We start from the raw sequence: 18,854 nt of genomic DNA, 5'->3' as shown, positions 1-18,854 counted from the left end.
CCATGCATATCCCCCCCTTCGAAAACCAGAACAGGCCGATCGTCGATGTCGACGACGCGCATGTGCCCCTGACCTATTTCAACATCGTCAAGCTGAAGACGGGCCAGCATTTCGATTACGCGGTCGACGGCTATGAAACCTGCGTCGTGCCGGCCACCGGCACCGTGACGGTCGAAACCATGGGCGAGACGTTCAAGGACATCGGCAATCGCGGCGAAGATGTCTGGGATGGCGAACCCGAAGGCGTCTACGTCCCCTCTGGTGCAGGCGCCCGCATCACCGCGCTGACCGATACCGAAACCTTTGTCGCCGGGGCGAAATTCGCCGATCAGCTGAAACCCTTCGCCGTGCGCCAGGCCGAACTGGACCTGGTGCAATACGGCAGCGACGACACCAAGACGCATCGCAAGATCAAGCACATTCTGGGCGCCGGTCACCACGACCGCGTCGGCCGCCTGCTGGTGTCGGAACTGTTCACCGTGGGCGCCGGCGGCTGGTCGGGTTTTCCCAGCCACAAGCACGACACCGATCGCCGCGACGACAAGGGCGAATTGATCGAGACCCGCCACGACGAGACCTACAATTTCCGGTTCAAGCCGAATTACGGCTCTGGCATGCAGATGCTGCAACGCGTCGACAACGAACCGGGCGACGCCTATCACATCGTCGACGGATCGACGATCCTGATCGACAAGGGCTATCACCCCTGCTGCGTGATGCCGGGCTACGAGATGTATTACTTCACCATCCTGGGCGGGCTGTCGCAGCGCTCGCTCAAGCAGTATTTCCAGCCCACCCATGCCGAGCAGTTGCACACCATCCCCGGCATCATGGACATGGTGGCCAAGTTCAAATGAACAGCTGATGATACCAACCGCCCGGCGGCACCGCCGGGCAGCGCCGACCCGCCCCCATGGGGCGGCGCTTCACGCCACCCCGCGGGCCGTCGCAGCCCTCGTCAACCCAAGGCCCGCCCCCATCATGCCCCTCGCCACGCTGACCGACGTCCTGCAACCCGCCCTCGCACGGGGCTACGCCGTTCCGGGCCTCGTCTGCCTCGGCTGGGAGGACATGCGCGCCTTCGTCGCCGCGGCGCAGGCCGAGCGCGCCCCGGTCATCCTGCAGGCAGGCCCGTCCTGCCGCGAACACACGCCCCTGCCGGTGCTGGCGCGGATGATGCGCTACCTGGGCGAACAGGCCGACGTGCCGGTCGTGGTGCATCTCGATCACGGCTACGCGGCCGAGGAATGCCGCATCGCCATCGCCGAAGGCTTCACATCCGTGATGTTCGACGGATCGCGCCTGGCCTTGCAGGACAACATCGACCAGACCGCCGCCATCGCCGAAATGGCCCATGCCGCCGGTGTGTCCTGCGAGGGCGAGATCGGGTTCGTCGGCTACGCGGCGGGTGCCGAAAGCCGTGGCACCGATCCGGCCGAGGCCGCGCGCTTCGCGCAGGATACCGGCATCGACGCGATGGCGATTTCGGTCGGCAACGTGCATCTGCAACAGAACCGCGAAGGCGGGCTGGACGAGGACCGCATCCGCGCCATCGAGGCCGTGACCACGGTGCCGCTGGTCGTCCACGGCGGCTCGGGCGTGCCGCTCGACCAACGCCGGACCCTGGCGGCTGGATCGCGGATCGCCAAGTTCAACATCGGCACCGAATTGCGCATGGCCTTCGGCGCCGCCCTGCGCGCGGCCGTCAACGCCGATCCCGACCGCTTCGACCGGGTGCAGATCCTGCGCGAAACCCACGATCCCTTGGTCGCCGCGACGCGCCCGGTCTTCCAGGCGTTCGGGGCTTCGGGGCGGGCCTGAACGGCTGCCTTGCGGGCGGCCGGACCTGTCCGCGCGGATCAGGTCTCGCGGCTGGCGTCCAGCAGCCCCTCGCGCAGGGCATAGGCCAGCAATTCGGCGACCGAATGCACCCCGACCTTCCGCATCAGGTTGGTGCGGTGATTGTCGACCGTCTTGGTGCTGACCCCAAGCCGCGCGGCCATGTCGCGGTTGTTCAGCCCTTGCGCGACAAGGCCCACGATCTGAAGTTCCCGCGCCGTCAGCACACCCGCCGACCCCGACGCGTCGATCAACTCGGCAACGCCCGGACCCAGCACGTTCCGGCCCTCGACGATGTGCGGGATCGCGTCCGAAAAGGCCTTGAGCTCCTCGCGCTTGAGAAAGATGGCATCGGCCCCGGCATGGGCCAGTTCGCCCAGCAGCGCCGTCGAGGTCAGACCCGAAAACACCACGATCCGGGTCTGCGGTGCCCAGCGGCGGGCTTCGGTAAAGACCTCGATCCCGCGCGAATAGGGCATCGCGATGTCCAGCGTCAGCAGATGCGGCTGATGCTTCTTCACCATGGCGATCGCCTCGAGCCCGTCCGCGGCCTCGGCGACCACATCGATGCCGCCGGAGACCAGCATCTGGCGGATGCCCTGACGGATCAGCGCGTGATCGTCGGCGATGACGGCGGTCGGTCTGGTCATGCTGAGTTCGCTTTCCTGGTCTCGCCGGGGGCGGGCCGCCAAGCCCGTCCCAGCACCGGCACCTCGATCCGCGCGACGGTGCCCCGGCCGGGGACAGACGCGATCCCGAATTGAAATCCGTTCTCGTCGGCCAGATCGCCGACGATGGCCAGGCCCAGCCCGTGGCCGTCCGATCCCGTGCCCTTCTCGCCCCGCAGCGACAGGCGTTCCAGATCCGCCTGGCCGATCCCTTGCCCGTCATCATGCACTTCGAAACTCATCGCCTGTGGCCTTCTGCGGCAGCCGACCAGGATGCGCCGCGGTTCGGCATGCCGCAACGCGTTCGACACCAGGTTGCCGACGATCCGCATCAGCGCCAGCGGGTCCGCCACCAGGTGCGATCCACAGCCCACCACGCGCAACGCCACCCCCTGCCGCGCCGCTTCGGCCCCGAACATCGCCTCGATGTTCTTCAGCACGATCCCGGCCTCGAACCGCTCTTGTGCATATCGGGACGGCGGGTCGGCTTCTCCGGTGCCCAGCGGCGCGCTGTTGTCGTCCAGTCCCGCGCGCACGATTTCTTCGAGATATTGCAGGCAGCTTGCAATGCGGTCCTGCGGCGCTTCTCCGGCGGTCAGCGCCAGTTGCATCGAGGCCAGCGGCTGGCGGATATCATGCGCCGCCGTCGCCAGGGCCTCGCGGCTGCGCAGCGCGGCATTGGCCGCGCGTTGCCGGTCGTCCTCGGCCCGGCGCAACGCTTCGGACAGGCTCAGCCGTTCCTCGGACAGGCGCAGCTGTTCGTTCAGCGCCAAATCCCTTTCGCGACGGGCGGCGCGGACCCGCAAGGCGATTGCGACCGAAAAGGCGGCCGCTTCGAACAGAAACGCCAGCCGCAGCGCCATCCCCACGTATTCCTGTTCGAACAGGCCTTCGGTCAGATAGCCGACCACCCCGAAGATGATCGCGGCGGCCAATGCGCCGAAACCCAGCACCAGGAAGGCGGCGCCGGACTGGCCCCGCCGCAGCGCCAGGACCGCCAGAACGGCCTGCAGGATCGTTCCCAGGCCGATCGCCAGCAATATCAGGTTCTTGAACCAGACGAGCTGGATCATCACGGTGGACAGAACGCCCAGAAGCAGCAACAGACCCATTCCGAACAGAACCAGCATGTGCAGGCGCGGCGCATGGTTCCGCGCCAGGGTGAACCGGTCGACGAAGAACAGCCCCAGCACCACCAGCAGCGTGCCGATGATCGGCAAAGCCGCCTGGTTGAAGCCCGGCGCGTTCGGCCAGACATACTGAAAGGCGTAGCCTTCCAAATGCACCAGCAGCGCGACGCCGGCCAGCATGTAGGCGCCGTAGGCCAGCGCGGGCCGGCCGTCCAGGCCATACAGGTAAACGGTGCTGATCAGCCCCATTCCAAGGATCAGCGCCGTCAGCGCCGCGATCTGAACGGTTTCGGTCTGCGTGCGTTCGAAGAACTGCGCGACGGTCTCGGCGAAGAACGGCATCTCGGTCGCCTGGTCGGTGGTGTACTCGACCACCAGCATCGCGGTTTCGTCCGGTTGCAGCGCGATTTCGGATACCAGGTGCCGATGCGGGATCGGCCGCGCGCCGAACCGGTCGCGGTTGGTCAGCGCCAGCAACGTTTGCGCCGCATCCGCGCCGCCGCCATCGGGAACAAGATGAACCCGCAACATGGTCGCGGCCGGAATGTCATGGGTGATCCACCAGGTTCCGGCGGTGTCGGTCGCGTTGCGCAGCCGCACGCTGACCCAGTAGCGGCTTGCGCCGAACCCGAAATCGACCAGGCCACCGGCAACCGGCGCCATCCGCGCGGCACCCTCGGGCGCCAGCATGTCCGCCAGCGTCAGCGCCCGGCTGTCATCCTCGTGGGCGCAGGCGTGATCCCCCAGATCGACATGGAACCCCACCGCATCCGTCAGCGCCGCCACGGGGCAGCTGGGCCCCGTTTCGGCGGCCACAGGCGGCCACGCGGACACCAGGGCAATGATCAGCCAGGCAAGGGCATATCGCACCCGCCGAAAGACTTGGTACCAGCGATCCGTCACGCAGCGCCCTTTTCCTTTTTGACGCTACGTTAGCCGCTGACCGGCCCGCCGCCAACAATTGCGGTTGCCGCTACGGCAATATGAGGTGTTTTCCTCATACCGGTCCGGTCCCGACGGCGTTAACCTTTACCCCGGGTTGGTTGAGTTATTTGGAGAAACGTCATGGGCACGGCATATTTCAGCGACAGCTATTCCAACGAATACAACGGCGATCTGACCATCGCCCGCGGGCTCAGCACCGTCTGGTTCGACCCCGGCGGCGACCCCTTGGGCGCCACCGTCGAAGAAGTCCGCTTCAAGCTGCATATCGACCACAACGGCGGTCAACCTTTCGACCTCGGCGATGTCGACATGTGGATCGTGTCGCCCGACGGCGAACGCAACCGCATCTACTACAATTTTGACGGCCCCGGCCAAGACACCGATGACGGCAACGACAGCGACGGGGCCAATGATTACGACATCTCGTTCTGGGGCACCGACCTGATCTCCAGCATCAAGTTCGGTCTCGACGGCAACCCGGTGAACGGCGATTGGGGCCTGCGGATCGACAACCAGACCGGCATCACGCTGGACCTGAACTATCTCGAAGTCTGGGTGGACTATAACTCGGCACCCGACCTGATCGTGCGGGACATCCGCCTGTCCGGCGTCGGCGGCAACGAGGTCGGCACGCCGATGCTGATCGAGACCTGGATCGAAAACACCGGCGATACACGCTATGGCGACAGGATCGACCTGGAATACCTGGTCAACGACGTGGTGATCGGCACCGGCGAAGTGAGCTTCGGCCTGAATGGCGGCAGCGTGAATTACGAAACCGAACTGCACACCTTCGACCAGTACGGCGACAACAAGGTCACCGTGCGCATCGTCGGCGCCGACGATCCCAACCGGTCCAACAATTCGCGCACCGAATTCTTCGCGTTCTCCCAGCCCGATCTCGTGGTCTCGGATGTCCGCGTTCTGGGCGATTGGGGTGCCGGCGAAGAAATCGAGATCCGGGCGTTTATCGAAAATATCGGCGACGACGCCTGGAACCTTCTCAACGGCGCGATCCGTGTCGAATACTCGATCAACGGCAATGTGGTCGGCACCGACAGCCTCAGCCTGGGCCTGACGCCGTATTTCGGCGACTGGGAAAGCTTCGACTTCACCCTGACGTCCGACGCGCCGGTGACGGTCGGCGTGCGCGTCTTCGGCGACGACCCCGAAGTCACGACCGCCAACAACCGCTGGCAAGAGGAATTCGGCCACGATCACCACGACCCGGCCAACCAGAAAACCGTCGCCAATTCCGCCTTCGACGTGCAGATGTCGTCGTTCCTGGTGCACACGGTCTACGGGCTCGACTCGATCCCCGAGGACTTCCGCGAAACCGATCGCGACGGCAACCCGGTGGAAAACAACGGGATCGACGCGGATTACCGCGGCTACCTCGCCGATTTCGGCTGGACGGTGCTGGATGACGGCGACCTCGGGCAGTTGTTCCGCCCCAACCACGGCAAGGGCGAATTCCGCTCGGGCGGGCTGTTCAACGGCGATGCCCAGGATATCAACATCTTCACCTCCTTCGCGTCGCAGGGCCTGCTGGCGGTCGGCACGTCCCCGGACGGCGAACGCACGCTGACGCTGACCTTCCGGGGTACCGACGGCGACGACATGGTGGATTCGTCCCTGGGCCAGGCCTGGACCGGCGACGGAATCTACAACTACTACGAGGCGATGCGCCCGCTGATCGACGCCGCCATCGGCTATGCCAACCGGTCCAGCAACGGCATCGACAAGATGATCGTGTCGGGCCACAGCCTGGGCGGCGCCACGGCCGACCTGTTCACGCTGGTCGATGCGCACCGGCTGAAGTCGGATATCGACCTGACCGTCGTCTCGATCGCCTCGGCCGGGTTGAACCCCAACGCGCTCGAGGATTCCTTTACCTTCCAGGGAATGCGCGACCAATACGACGACCGCCTCGTCTCGTTCGCCGCCGACGGCACCATGACCCTGAACGCGCCCAGCTACTACATCGGGCTTTCGTTCAGCAACGACACCGTCACCTTCGACATCGAAAACCCGACGCAGCTGCCGCTCGTGCCGAACTTCACCCTGAACAACAACGTGAATTTCGACGACGGCCTGATCGCCATCGACCTGCCGCACATCGCCCCCGACGACCCGGTTGACGGCGGTCTGCTGGACCAGCTGGGCTTTGGCGCCGAACACGATCACGGGCTTTACTGGGCGATGCTGGGCGCATTGGCCCGGGACCCCCTCGTGTCGCTCGTCGACGGCCACGCCATCGTCATGGGCGAGACGGATTATGCCGCGGTGACGACGCTGGGCGGCGACCCCCTGGGCGTCTTCGCGAAATTCGCCGACGTCAAGCCCTCGGGCTACGAACACGACAGCGGCAGCAAGACGCTGACCGGCTCCGGCGGCGCGGACTACATCCTGGGTCTCGACGGCGACGACGTGCTGGCGGGCCGTGCGGGCAATGATCTGCTCTCCGGCGGCAACGGCGACGACACCCTGTCGGGTGGCGCCGGTGCCGACGCGCTGGACGGCGGCGCAGGCTTCGACACCGCCGACTATTCCGGTGCCGCGGCACGGATCAAGGTCGACCTGATGAACCTGGCCGCGAACCTGGGCGACGCCCTGGGCGACAGCTTCGGCGCGATCGAGCGGTGGATCGGCAGCCTGCACAACGACGCGCTGCTGGGCGACAACGGGGCGAACGTCCTGGGCGGCATCGACGGCGACGACCAGTTGCTGGGCCGCGGAGGCCGCGACCTGCTCCTGGGCGACGATGGCAACGACCTGATCCGCGGCGGCTATGGCCGCGACACGATCGAGGGCGGCCTGGGCGACGATTCCCTGTTCGGCAGCATCGGTCACGACCGGATCATCGGCGGGCGCGGCGCCGACCGGCTGGACGGCGGCTGGAACAACGACATGCTTCTGGGCGGGTTCGGCAACGACACCCTGATCGGCGGGCGCGGCGACGACAATATCGGCGGTGGCGCCGGCAGCGACACCTTCATCTTCGCCACCGGCCACGGCATCGACATCGTCGCGGATTTCGACGCCACCGACGCCAACGAAAAGCTCGACCTGTCCGGCATCGCGGCCCTCACCGGCCTGGCCGATATCACCGATCCCGGTGGCGCCGGCTCTCAGGTCGGCGACGACGTGCTCATCGACACCGGCGCCGGCAATTCGATCCTGCTCCGCAACGTGTTGCTGGCCGATCTCGACGCCACCGATTTCCTGTTCTGACACCGGTTCGCGGGCAGCGCTGCAACGCCTGCCCGCAAACATATTCCAAATGACGCAGATCAAGGCTCGACCCCATCCGCGGTGATTTCATCGCCCCCGAGCAGGGAGGCAGAGATGAACACCACCAAGGTCGCTTTCTGGCCGCGGGTCCGGATGCTCCGGATCACCGCGGCATTGCTGGTCGGCATGGCCGGACCGGCCGGCGCCGCGCCGCTGATCGCTATCACCGAAGGCCACGGACCGGACGAAACCGTGCTGCGCTACGAGCTGGGAGCCTCGGCCAGCGACGATGCCGCCGGACGGGCCGTGATGCGGCAGGTCGCCGACGGGATTCGCTCCGATATCATCGACCAGCGGCGCGGGGCGCTGCTGGATGCCGGGCTGCAGATCTTCGGCGACCTCTACGGCGGCGCGCAGTCGCTGGGCACGCTGGGCGAACACGCGCTGATGGCCTCGGGCCTGTCGCGGATCAACACGCTTTTCACCTATGGCGGCGCTGCTTTCGCTGCCGGAACCGCGGCCAGGCAATTCGCCGCGGGCGACACCGACGAAGGCATGGCCACCGCAACCAAGGGCCTGATAAACTTCGCGATTTCCGAATTCGGCTGGGGCGCGCTTCAGGTGGCGGGCGTGTCGCTCTATGTCTACGACATCGTGCTGCGCGAATGGCAGACAGCGGTGCTGGACGCGGGCGCGGAAAACTTCCGTGGCGTCTATGACGCCGAGATGGCCAGGCGCGCCCGCAGCCTCTCCGACTGGAAGCGGATCGTCTGGGCTCTCTACCTCAAGGCCGAAGCCGACGCCGGCGGACGCGAACCCGACGCCAACCGCTTTCGCGCCCTGCTCGACGCCGAGATCGCGGACCACGTGACCGTGCGCTTCACCCCCGAAGTGCTGCTGGAATGGGACAAGGGCAAGACCGGGCTGGGCCTGACCGGCTTTCACGAGATCATCGAAGACCAGCTTGCCGACGATCGTGCCGATGCCGTGCGCGCGATGCTGACGCTCAGGGTCCTGCCCGAGATCATGCGGCGCGCCGCCGACCGCACGCTGGAGCAGTTGCTGGCGACCTACAACACCGACATGCGGCGCGAAATGAACCGCCGCCTGCGCCTGCAGGTGACGGTGTTCGGCCTGACCGAACCCACGCGCGTGTCCATTCCCCTGCCGGCCGGCGGCAGCTGGGACGGCGAGGTCGGCATCGATGGCTCCTACGCGATCGAGATGACGAATTTCGCCCGCATCAAGGCCGGTCTGCCCGATCGCGTCCGGGTCGACATGCCGGGCGGGCCTGTCGAAAAGCCGTTCCTGCGCCGCGGACAACAGGCGGTCGCCGTCTTCGGCACGCCGGTCACGCCATACGTCGCGCGCTACCGGTTCGAGGAAGGCCCGATCGCCTGCCGCCGGACCACCCGCGACGCCACCACCGACGCCTTCATCGGCTCCGAAACCTTCTCGCGCGACGGGCCGGCTGCTGTGACGCTGGACATGGCCGCCCTGCCCGGCGGGACGGTCGTCGTCGGGCGGTTCGACGCGCAGACCCGCGACTGGCCCCTGGCCTCGCCCGGGCTGTGGCGCGGCACCGACCTGCACCTGGGCGCGCCGCGGGTGATGTACCTGGCGCGGCTGCGCAATTGCCGGATGGACTTCTTCACGCCGCAAACCGAAATGCAGGCCGGCGATTGCCAAGTGCTGCGCGAATATGAACGCATCGCGGGCGACAGGCGCATCGTGACGACCTGCGATTCCACCGCCCGCCTGACCCTGTCCGGGCTGGTCGCCGAAATCGGCGGCGCGGTGCAGGTTCTTGATGTCCAGAGCGCCGAAGGCAAAGCCCTGATCGGCGTGATCCGGCAAAGCCTGTCCCGCGGGATCAAGGATTTCGACCCGTCTCTGTTGGGGGGGATGTCACGATGAAACCCACGCTTGCGACCCTGGCCATCGCGGCCCTTGCCGCATGGCCTTTGCCCGCCCCGGCGCCGGCCGGCCCGCTGGAAGACGCCGCCGCCGGTTACCGGCTTGCCGATGGCCCCGACCTGCCGCTGGCCGATCTGGTGCCCGACGCCCCGCCCCCGCCCCCGGCGACGGGGCCGGAATTCTGGCACGGCACCCCCGACGACCCGGCCGCAGCCCCCGAGATGGACCTGGCCCCGGCCGGGCTGGTCGCGGCCCAGGCACCCGCCGATCCGGAGCCGGCGCCCGCAGCCGCGCAAGACATGTCCGACCTTGCCGTGACGCCGGGCGACATACCCCGGGGCTGGACGGTGCACGCATTCGGCGGCGCCGAGATCGCCGTGCCGCCCGAATGGCAGCGCATGGTGAAAACCGATGACATCACCCTGCTTTTCGGCGGCGATCCCGACACCCGCACCGGCCCCGGTATCGCCCTGGCGCTGACGGACGATATCGAGGACATGATCGACGATGCCACCGTTCTGGCCCGCGATCGGGTCATCATGCCGAACGGCGAAGACTATCACCGCGTCGTCTACGAAGGCCGGATAGACAAAGCCACCACCATCCGCGGCACCATGTTCCTGTCCGGCGCTCCGGTGACGGACGACCTGCACCTGGTCGCCAACACGATGGTTTTTTCCGGCGACCCCGCCGCCCATCGCGACATGTTCGCCACCATCCTCGGCACGCTGCGCCTGCCTTCGGCGGCCGGTCCCGATCCCGACGCGCCGGCGACCGGGCTGGACGGGCTGCTGCGCTACACCACGCCGCGTGGCTGGCGTATCGGTACCGACCGCGCCGACCGTCTGACGCTTTATCCGCAACTCTACACCGGCTATGCCGAAATCGCGCTCGGGCCCTGGGTCACCGGCCCGCAGGGCCTGTTGACCACGCTGCCCGGAAACGCGGTCGCCGGGCGCGACGCAATCCTGGGCGAACCGGCCACCCGCCATGACTGGGACGGCAGCGCCGCCGAATTCCAGGACGGCGCGACCCTGCGGCCCGGCCGCTACCGGCTGTTCCTGCTCGACGCTTGCCTGGACGGCGGCGAACCGGTCGCAATTCTGGTCGCGGGCCTGCCCGCGTTCCATGACGGCCCCGACCTGGCGGCATTTCTCGACAGCGCGGCTCTGGACATGCCCGGGGCGGCTGGCCCCTGCCCGTCCGGTGCGGACGGTGCCGCACCGCCGCTGACCGCCGAACAGCAACTGGGCATGGCGCGCGACGGCAAAGCGCTGGCGACGTCTCCGGCCGGGCCATCCGGCGCATCCACGGCAGCGCCATCGCCGCCGGCCGGAACCGACGCATCCCCGACCGGCACGCCGGTCACCGTGGGCGCGGTCGGGTTCCATTTGCCCGACGGCTGGGTCGCGCAATGGGACACCCCCGACGACAAGGGATTCGCCAGCCCCGACGGGCGGTTCCAGCTGTTGGCGTTCTGGTGGTTCCCGGACGAACCGCTGACCGCCTATGACGATGTCGCCCGTGTCGACCACGCGATCGTCGACCACGAACCGGTGACGGTGATCACCTCCGATTTCGGCAGCCGCGCGGCGATCCAGACCGTGACCGAACGTGCCCGCGCCGATGGCAAGCGGTTCGTCTTCACGCTCGAAGGCGATGTGCCGCTTGCCGATCTGGCCGGGCTTCAGGCCCGGCTGGCCGCCGGTCTGCGCTTTGGCGACAGCTTCGACCCGGCCAGGGCCGGGAACGCCGCGCCGGCGCTGCCGCAGCCGGCGGGCGATCTGCGCATCACCTTCGCCGATGGCGGAACCGGCGGCTGGACCGGCGACTACGCCACCCTGTCCAATCCCGGCACCGGCGGGCCGGACGGGCGCGGCTACCTGTCCGCCTTCACCCCGGGCGACGGCATCACCGGATACCTCGTCGCGCCGCCGGACCTGCTGGGCGACTGGCGCGGCTACGGCGCGCTGCGCACCACGCTCGTTACCGGCGAAGGCACATCTGTGGACCCCTACGAATACCGCGGCGTCGGCGACGTGCGTCTGTCCAACGGCGCGATGACGGCCTCGGCGGTCTATCCGCGCCCGGTGGGCCCGCACTGGGCCACGCACGAGCTGTCCCTGACCGACGATACCCGCTGGCGGCTGGGCGGGGGCGCCACCAGCCTGGCCGATGTGCTGGCGAACGTCACCCGGCTGGAACTGCGCGCCGAATTCCTCGAAGGCGACGCCCAGGCCGGTCTGGCCGAACTTGTGCTGGTGGGCCGCGACAGCGCATCCCGGGCCGCCGTCGTGCCGGTGCCGCCCCTGCCCGTCCCGCCGCCCCCGGCCGCCGGGATCGAGGATCGCGACCGCTTCGAAGACCTGGGCAACGGCTATTCGCGCTATGTCAACGACCGCTACGGCACGGTCATTTCCTACCCGCACGACTATTTCCGCGCCGACCCGCCGCCCGGAAACGGCGATGGCCGCCGTTTCGTCTCGGTCGACGGCGCCGCGCGGTTCTTCGTCTTCGCGCAATACAACGCGCTGAACCAGAGCCAGGCCGAACAGATCGCGCAGACCAAGGCGGACGGGCGCGGCCCGGTGCGCTACGAACGCGCCGGGCCGGGCTGGTTCGTGCTGTCCGGCGTGACCGGCGACGCCATCTACTACCGCCGCGTGACCGAAACCGCCGACGGGCTGATCCGCGTGTTCGAGATCACCTATCCCCTTGCCCGCAAATCGGAATTCGACGCGCTTGTGACCTATATGGCAGACAGCTTCGGCCCCGCCGACAGCGCCGCACCGCAGCCCGCCGAAACCGCGCTGCCCGATCCCCGCCTCGACCGGCTCTGGACCCCGCAACGCGGCACCGCCGACCGCTCGGCCTTGATGGATGCCGCGCGCATCCCGGTGGAAGCCGCCCTGGGCCTTCCGGTGATCTTCATCGTGGACGTGCTGCGCACCGATGGCCGCTGGGCCTATCTGCAGGCCGTTCCCGTCAATCCCGATGGCACGCCGCTCGACTGGGCCCGCACCCCGCTGGCCGCCGAGCGGGCCCGGGGCGTGGCGTCGGACGTCGTGATGGTGCTGATCGCCAGAACAGGCGGCACGTGGCAGGCCGTGGACTGGGTCATCGGCCCGACCGATGTGCACTGGCTCAGCTGGACCGAAACATATGGCCTGCCCGAAACGCTGTTCACCGCAGGGCGCTGACGGCCCGCCGCACAAGGTGATGGTGCAAGACAGGGCTGGTGGGTGATGAGAGACTCGAACTCCCGACATCTTCGGTGTAAACGAAGCGCTCTACCAACTGAGCTAATCACCCGCCGCTGCCGGTTCTAATCGCGCCGCGCCGCCGCTTCAAGACCCGGCCGCATCCTCGACCGCCTCGGTCCAGCGCCGCGGCCCCGGCCCCTCGGCGCCCAGCGCGTCGCCGGGATTGTAAAGCGGGCAATTCTCCAGCGACAGGCATCCGCAGCCCATGCAGTGATCCAGCTGCCCGCGCAGCCGCTCCAGCAACGCCATGCGGCGGTCGATCTCGGCGCGCCAGACCTCGGACGCGGCCTGCCAATCGGCCTTGCCCACCGCCGCACCCTGCGGCACGCGGTCCAGCACCGCCTTCACCTCGGCCAGCGGAATGCCCAGCGTCTGCGCCACCCGCACCACCGCCACCCGGCGCAGGCTGCGGCGGTCATAGCGGCGGTGATTGGCCGGGGTGCGCCAGCTTTCGATCAGCCCGAGGCTTTCGTAGTAATGCAGCGTCGACACCGCGACCCCGGCGCGGTCGGCCAGTTCGCCGACGCTCAGATCGTTGGGCGTGACGCGGCGTGGCGGATTTTTTCGCGACATGGCACTTGACCTCAAGTGAGCTTGAGGAAGCAGAGTGAACCACATCGACCGACCAGACAAGGAGAAAGCGCATGTCCGCGAAAGCCCTGCAAGACCTTGACCACGCACGCAAACGCCCGCGCCGCCGCAGCCGCGCCTGGGCCGCCCTGTCCCGGGCCTTCCGCGCGCGCCACGACCGGCGCCGCATCGAACAGCTGCGCCGCGATCCGCATCTCGCGCGCGATGTGGGTCTCACACCCCGGCCCGACCCTGCCCCGATCCGCACCGAAGGCCCGTCATGGTGACGCTGTTGCAACGGATCGCCGCGCTCTACGCGCCACCGCCGCGATGCGGTCCGCTTTGCCGCGACGTGGCCGACGAGATCGAGGTGATGCACCGCGCCGCCATCCTGCGCGCGGCGGCCGGAAAATGAAAAAGCGCGCCGGATACGGCGCGCTTTCCCGAAACCTGGTGGGTGATGAGAGATTTGAACTCCCGACATCTTCGATGTGAACGAAGCGCTCTACCACTGAGCTAATCACCCGGTGGCGTGTCCAATACCGCCCCTTGCGACACGGTGCAAGGGGCCAATCGCCCGGTTCTTCGCCTATTCGGCGGCTTTGACCGGCGGCTCCGGCATCTCGGCAAGATCGTCGGTTTCGACGCTTCCCGGTGTCATCGGCTTGCCCGGCTGGCGCACCTTGGACACGATGACCTTGCCGCCGCCACCGATCGCCTTGATCCGGTTGACCTTGACCTTGCCCATCGGCGCCAGGTTCAGGCTGCGGCCTTCGGCCAGCGCCTCGCCCAGCACGGCCAGGGCGGCCTCGATGGCGGGCTTGGCATCGCGCCGTTTGACCCCGCTGCGTTCGACCGCCCGCTGGATCAGTTCGCGCTTTTTCATCTCGGGCTGGTCGGCGATCGGCACGTCGGCCGGGGGGCGCGTGTCGGTGGCGGGTGCATTCGTCTCGGCGGCCGCTGTCGTGCGGGTCGCCGCGATGGGCTTGGGTGCCGCCGTCGTGCTGCGTGTCGTCCGCCGGGTGGTGGTTTTCTTCGTGGCCATGACCTGTCTTTTCTGCTCGAACCGCTAGATGCGGTGTTGTTTTGGTTCGGTGGCACAACCATAGGGGAAATCTTGGCCTCGCGCCAGTCTCGCTTGACTCCCTGCCGCCAGGTTTCGACAGTTGGTGCGCATTTTGTCACGGAGATTGCCCATGAAAACGCTTGCTGCCGCTGCTGCCCTTGGCCTTTTGGCCGTTTCAGCCCAGGCCGGGGGGTCCGAGCCGATGATGGAACCGGTCGTCATCGCCGACGATGCCGCGCAGACCTCCAGCTCGGCCGGTCTGGTGCTGGGTCTCATGACGGTGATCCTGTTCGGCACGGCGCTGGCCAGCAACTGAGCCGGGCGGAACAGCCGTCACGAAAAAGGCGCCGTGGATTGCCCACGGCGCCTTCCCTGTCAGGTGGCGTTGCCGGTCAATGCGCCGTGGCGCCCTGCGCGGTGTCCTCGGCCGACGGGGTCGCCGCTGCGGCGGCTTCCTCGGCCTCTTCGTCCCAGTCGATGGGCTCGGGGTCGCGCACCAGCGCCAGCTTGAGCACCTCGGACACGTGCTTGACCGGGATGATCTTCAGCCCGTCCTTCACGTTGTCGGGCAGTTCGGCGAGATCCTTCTCGTTTTCCTCGGGGATCAGCACGGTGGTGATACCGCCGCGCAGGGCCGCCAGCAGCTTTTCCTTCAGCCCGCCGATGGCGGTCGCGTTGCCGCGCAGCGTCACCTCGCCGGTCATGGCGATGTCCTTGCGCACCGGGATGCGCGTCAGCACCGACACGATCGACGTCACCATGGCCAGGCCGGCCGACGGGCCATCCTTGGGCGTGGCGCCATCGGGCACGTGCACGTGGATGTCCCACTTGTCGAAGCGCGGCGGCTTGACGCCGATCTCGGGCGCGATCGACCGGACATAGCTCGACGCCGCGTCGATCGATTCCTTCATCACGTCGCCCAGCTTGCCGGTGGTCTTCATCCGGCCCTTGCCCGGCAGGCGCAACGCCTCGATCTGCAGCAGGTCGCCACCGACGCTGGTATAGGCCAGCCCGGTCACCACACCCACCTGGTTTTCCTCTTCCGCCAGGCCGTAGCGGAACTTCCGCACGCCCAGGAAATCGTCCAGGTTCTTGGCCGTCACCGTGACCTTCTCGGCGTCCTTCTTGACGATCTTGGTCACCGCCTTGCGCGCCAGCTTGGCGATCTCGCGTTCGAGATTCCGCACCCCGGCTTCGCGGGTGTAATAGCGGATGATGTCGGTGATCGCGTCGTCCTTGACCGCGAATTCGCCCTTCTTCAGCCCGTGGTTCTTGATCTGCTTGTCCAGCAGGTGACGCTTGGCGATCTCGCGCTTCTCGTCCTCGGTGTAACCCGACAGCGGGATGATCTCCATCCGGTCCAGCAGCGGCCCCGGCATGTTATAACTATTGGCCGTGGTCACGAACATCACGTTCGACAGGTCGTATTCCACTTCCAGATAGTGGTCCACGAAGGTCGAGTTCTGTTCGGGGTCCAGCACCTCGAGCATGGCACTCGCCGGATCGCCGCGGAAATCCTGGCCCATCTTGTCGATTTCATCCAGCAGGATCAGCGGGTTCGTCGTCTTGGCCTTTTTCAGCGCCTGGATGATCTTGCCCGGCATCGACCCGATATAGGTCCGCCGGTGGCCGCGGATCTCGGATTCGTCGCGCACCCCGCCCAGCGAGATGCGGATGAACTCGCGCCCCGTGGCCCGGGCCACCGACTTGCCCAGGCTGGTCTTGCCCACGCCCGGCGGTCCCACAAGGCACAGGATCGGGCCCTTCAGCTTGGCCGACCGCGCCTGCACCGCCAGGTATTCCACGATGCGTTCCTTGACCTTCTCCAGGCTGTAGTGATCGGCATCCAGGATATCCTGCGCGCGGTTCAGGTCCTTCTTGACCCGGCTTTTCGTGCCCCACGGGATCGACAGCATCCAGTCCAGGTAGTTGCGCACCACCGTGGCCTCGGCGCTCATCGGAGACATGTTGCGCAGCTTCTTCAGCTCGGCCTCGGCCTTTTCCTTGGCTTCCTTGCTCAGCTTGGTGTTGGCGATCTTCTGTTCCAGTTCGGCGATCTCGTTGCTGCCGTCCTCGCCGTCGCCCAGCTCCTTCTGAATGGCCTTCATCTGCTCATTCAGGTAATACTCGCGCTGCGTCTTCTCCATCTGGGATTTCACGCGCGTCTTGATCTTCTTCTCGACCTGCAGAACGCTCATCTCGCCCTGCATCAGCCCATAGACCTTTTCCAGCCGTTCGCTGACCGACAGCGTTTCCAGCAGGTCCTGCTTCTGATCCACCTCGATGCCCAGATGGCCCGCCACCAGGTCGGCCAGCTTGGCCGGTTCCTGGGTCTCGCCGACCGCGGCCAGCGCTTCGTCGGGGATGTTCTTCTTGACCTTGGCGTAGCGTTCGAATTCCTCGGCCACGGTGCGCACAAGCGCCTCGATCGCCGTGGGATCGCCCGGCATCTCGGTCAGGTAATCGGCCTTGGCCTCGAAGAAACCGTCATTGGGAAGGTATTCGGTGATCCGCACCCGCGCCTGGCCTTCGACCAGCACCTTGACGGTGCCGTCGGGCAGCTTGAGCAGTTGCAGCACATTGGCCAGCACGCCGGCCTTGTAGATGCCGCCCGCCTCGGGGTCATCCACCGACGGGTCGATCTGCGACGCCAGCAGGATCTGCTTGTCGTCGTTCATCACCTCTTCCAGCGCCCGCACCGATTTCTCGCGGCCGACGAACAGCGGCACGATCATGTGCGGAAACACCACGATGTCGCGCAGCGGCAGCACCGGGTACGAGGCGTTGAGGGGTTTTTTCATGCTCGTTTTCCTTGTTGGCAAGACCGCCCCGCCCCGCTCGGCGGCAGCATGGGCCGTCTCCGGTCATAGGCGGTAAAGGTGGGTGTTCCGCGCGGGTTTTCAACCGCAGGCCACCGGCAACCGCCCCCTGCTTTGCTCCGACAATGAAGCCGCCGGTTCGGGGGTGCAAGGGGGCATTTCCCCGCAATCCACAGCTTTCCGGACGGCCTCAAAGCGGTTCGATATCCCCCTGCGCCCGCATGGCATGGAACGCCGCCTCGAATTCGGCGAATGTCCCCGCCGCGATCGCTGCGCGCATGCCGGACATAAGCTCTTGATAATAATGCAGGTTATGCCAGGTCAGCAGCATGCCGGAAATCATCTCGCCGGCGCGGAAGACGTGGTGCAGATAGGCCCGGCTGTAGCCCCGGCAGGCGGGACAGGTGCAATCCTCGTCCAGCGGACGCGGATCGTCGGCATGGCGGGCGTTCTTGATGGCAACCGGCCCGCGCCGGGTCCAGGCCTGCCCGGTGCGCCCCGATCGCGACGGCAGCACGCAATCCATCATGTCGATGCCGCGTTTCACCGCGCCGACGATGTCGTCGGGCTTGCCCACGCCCATCAGGTACCGCGGCTGGTCCTCGGGCAACTGGCCCGGCGCGAAATCCAGAACGCCGAACATCGCCTCCTGCCCCTCGCCCACAGCCAGACCGCCCACGGCGTAGCCGTCAAAGCCGATGGCGCGCAACGCCGCTGCGCTTTCGGCGCGCAAATCCTCCTCCAGACCGCCCTGCTGGATGCCGAACAGCATGTGCCCCGGCCGGTCGCCAAAGGCGTCGCGCGACCGCTGCGCCCAGCGCATCGACAGCCGCATGCTGTCCTCCAGCCGCGCCCGATCGGCGGGCAGCGCCGGGCATTCGTCGAAACACATCACGATGTCCGACCCCAGCAGCCGCTGGATCTCCATCGACGTCTCGGGGCTCAGCATGTGCTTGGAGCCGTCGATATGGCTGCGAAAGGTCACGCCTTCCTCGGTCAGCTTGCGCAGGTCCGACAGGCTCATCACCTGGAACCCGCCGCTGTCGGTCAGGATCGGACGATCCCAGTTCATGAACCGGTGCAGCCCGCCCAGCCGCGCCACCCGTTCCGCGCCGGGGCGCAGCATCAGGTGATAGGTGTTGCCCAGCAGGATGTCGGCGCCGGTGGCGCGCACGCTTTCCGGCAGCATCCCCTTGACCGTCGCCGCGGTGCCCACCGGCATGAAGGCCGGCGTGCGGATCTCGCCGCGCGGCGTCGTGATGACGCCACAGCGCGCGGTGCCGTCGCGGGCATGCAGGGTGAAACCGGTCTTGCTCATGGCCTGCTGATGCCCCAGACGCGCGGCAATGCCAAGCCCGGCAATCCGTCCCGTCGGCGGGGAAAACAGGACGGATTGCTGCCCG

At 67.2% G+C, this 18,854-nt stretch carries 14 protein-coding genes and 2 tRNA genes; 8 read left to right on the top strand and 8 right to left on the bottom strand.

The features are described from left to right. Positions 1-2: 2 nt before the first annotated feature. Together KUH32_RS12515 and KUH32_RS12510 are read left to right on the top strand one after the other, a co-directional pair. Complete coding sequence (locus KUH32_RS12515; protein ID WP_217778858.1) at positions 3-857, top strand: 5-deoxy-glucuronate isomerase; 855 nt, start codon at positions 3-5, stop codon at positions 855-857. Between the two features lie 124 nt (positions 858-981). After that, entirely contained in the window at positions 982-1,821 is an 840-nt protein-coding gene (locus KUH32_RS12510) for a class II fructose-bisphosphate aldolase (RefSeq protein ID WP_217778856.1), read from the top strand. Positions 1,822-1,859: 38 nt separating this feature from the next. Here KUH32_RS12510 and KUH32_RS12505 read toward each other — a convergent pair whose 3' ends face one another. Both KUH32_RS12505 and KUH32_RS12500 read right to left on the bottom strand, forming a co-directional pair. Then, positions 1,860-2,489 carry a response regulator gene (locus KUH32_RS12505; protein WP_217778854.1) on the bottom strand — a complete coding sequence of 210 codons (630 nt, stop codon included), beginning with the start codon at positions 2,487-2,489 and terminating at the stop codon, positions 1,860-1,862. After that, on the bottom strand, positions 2,486-4,540 hold the full coding sequence (locus KUH32_RS12500) for a sensor histidine kinase (protein ID WP_217778853.1): 2,055 nt from the start codon (positions 4,538-4,540) through the stop codon (positions 2,486-2,488). Before KUH32_RS12500 ends, KUH32_RS12505 begins: the two co-directional genes overlap by 4 nt. Before the next feature lie 162 nt (positions 4,541-4,702). On the opposite strand from KUH32_RS12500, the gene KUH32_RS18585 reads away from it, so the two are divergent. The 3 genes from KUH32_RS18585 (at position 4,703) to KUH32_RS12485 (ending at position 12,933) form a co-directional block, all read left to right on the top strand. Then, entirely contained in the window at positions 4,703-7,816 is a 3,114-nt protein-coding gene (locus KUH32_RS18585; protein WP_217778851.1) for a lipase family protein, read from the top strand. Between the two features lie 114 nt (positions 7,817-7,930). Further along, positions 7,931-9,733 carry a hypothetical protein gene (locus tag KUH32_RS12490; RefSeq protein WP_217778849.1) on the top strand — a complete coding sequence of 601 codons (1,803 nt, stop codon included), beginning with the start codon at positions 7,931-7,933 and terminating at the stop codon, positions 9,731-9,733. Continuing rightward, the gene (locus KUH32_RS12485) at positions 9,730-12,933 is read left to right on the top strand and encodes a hypothetical protein (RefSeq protein ID WP_217778847.1); all 3,204 of its coding nucleotides are present in this window, start codon (positions 9,730-9,732) and stop codon (positions 12,931-12,933) included. The genes KUH32_RS12490 and KUH32_RS12485 overlap by 4 nt, the downstream gene beginning before the upstream one ends. A gap of 36 nt (positions 12,934-12,969) precedes the next feature. On the opposite strand, the gene KUH32_RS12480 is transcribed toward KUH32_RS12485, so the two are convergent. Further along, positions 12,970-13,045 (bottom strand) — tRNA-Val (locus KUH32_RS12480). 35 nt (positions 13,046-13,080) lie between these two features. After that, positions 13,081-13,569, bottom strand: a complete 489-nt coding sequence (gene soxR / locus KUH32_RS12475; protein WP_254899160.1) for a redox-sensitive transcriptional activator SoxR — start codon at positions 13,567-13,569, stop codon at positions 13,081-13,083. Positions 13,570-13,640: 71 nt separating this feature from the next. Between soxR and KUH32_RS12470 the strand changes: the two genes are divergently transcribed. Next, entirely contained in the window at positions 13,641-13,853 is a 213-nt protein-coding gene (locus KUH32_RS12470; RefSeq protein WP_217778845.1) for a hypothetical protein, read from the top strand. Further along, positions 13,847-13,981 (top strand): hypothetical protein, encoded by a 135-nt coding sequence (locus tag KUH32_RS18580; RefSeq protein ID WP_284438340.1) that lies wholly within the window; start codon positions 13,847-13,849, stop codon positions 13,979-13,981. The genes KUH32_RS12470 and KUH32_RS18580 overlap by 7 nt, the downstream gene beginning before the upstream one ends. 36 nt (positions 13,982-14,017) lie before the next feature. On the opposite strand, the gene KUH32_RS12465 is transcribed toward KUH32_RS18580, so the two are convergent. Together KUH32_RS12465 and KUH32_RS12460 are read right to left on the bottom strand one after the other, a co-directional pair. Further along, a tRNA-Val gene (locus KUH32_RS12465) sits at positions 14,018-14,092 on the bottom strand. 63 nt (positions 14,093-14,155) lie between these two features. Then, a complete protein-coding gene (locus tag KUH32_RS12460) occupies positions 14,156-14,611 on the bottom strand; it encodes an HU family DNA-binding protein (RefSeq protein ID WP_217778844.1) in 456 nt (151 codons plus the stop codon). A 151-nt stretch (positions 14,612-14,762) separates the two neighbouring features. Between KUH32_RS12460 and KUH32_RS12455 the strand changes: the two genes are divergently transcribed. Next, positions 14,763-14,948: a ferrochelatase gene (locus KUH32_RS12455; RefSeq protein WP_217778843.1), complete on the top strand. Its 186-nt coding sequence runs from the start codon at positions 14,763-14,765 to the stop codon at positions 14,946-14,948. Positions 14,949-15,024: 76 nt separating this feature from the next. On the opposite strand, the gene lon is transcribed toward KUH32_RS12455, so the two are convergent. Together lon and tgt are read right to left on the bottom strand one after the other, a co-directional pair. Next, a complete protein-coding gene (gene lon / locus KUH32_RS12450; RefSeq protein WP_217778841.1) occupies positions 15,025-17,433 on the bottom strand; it encodes an endopeptidase La in 2,409 nt (802 codons plus the stop codon). A 208-nt stretch (positions 17,434-17,641) separates the two neighbouring features. Then, complete coding sequence (gene tgt / locus KUH32_RS12445; protein WP_217778840.1) at positions 17,642-18,769, bottom strand: tRNA guanosine(34) transglycosylase Tgt; 1,128 nt, start codon at positions 18,767-18,769, stop codon at positions 17,642-17,644. Positions 18,770-18,854 lie beyond the last annotated feature (85 nt).

It is taken from the genome of Thalassococcus arenae (assembly GCF_019104745.1).
GTDB lineage: Bacteria > Pseudomonadota > Alphaproteobacteria > Rhodobacterales > Rhodobacteraceae > Thalassococcus_B > Thalassococcus_B arenae.
Note: the sequence above shows the minus strand (reverse complement) of the source record. Positions and strands in the feature narration are given on the sequence as shown.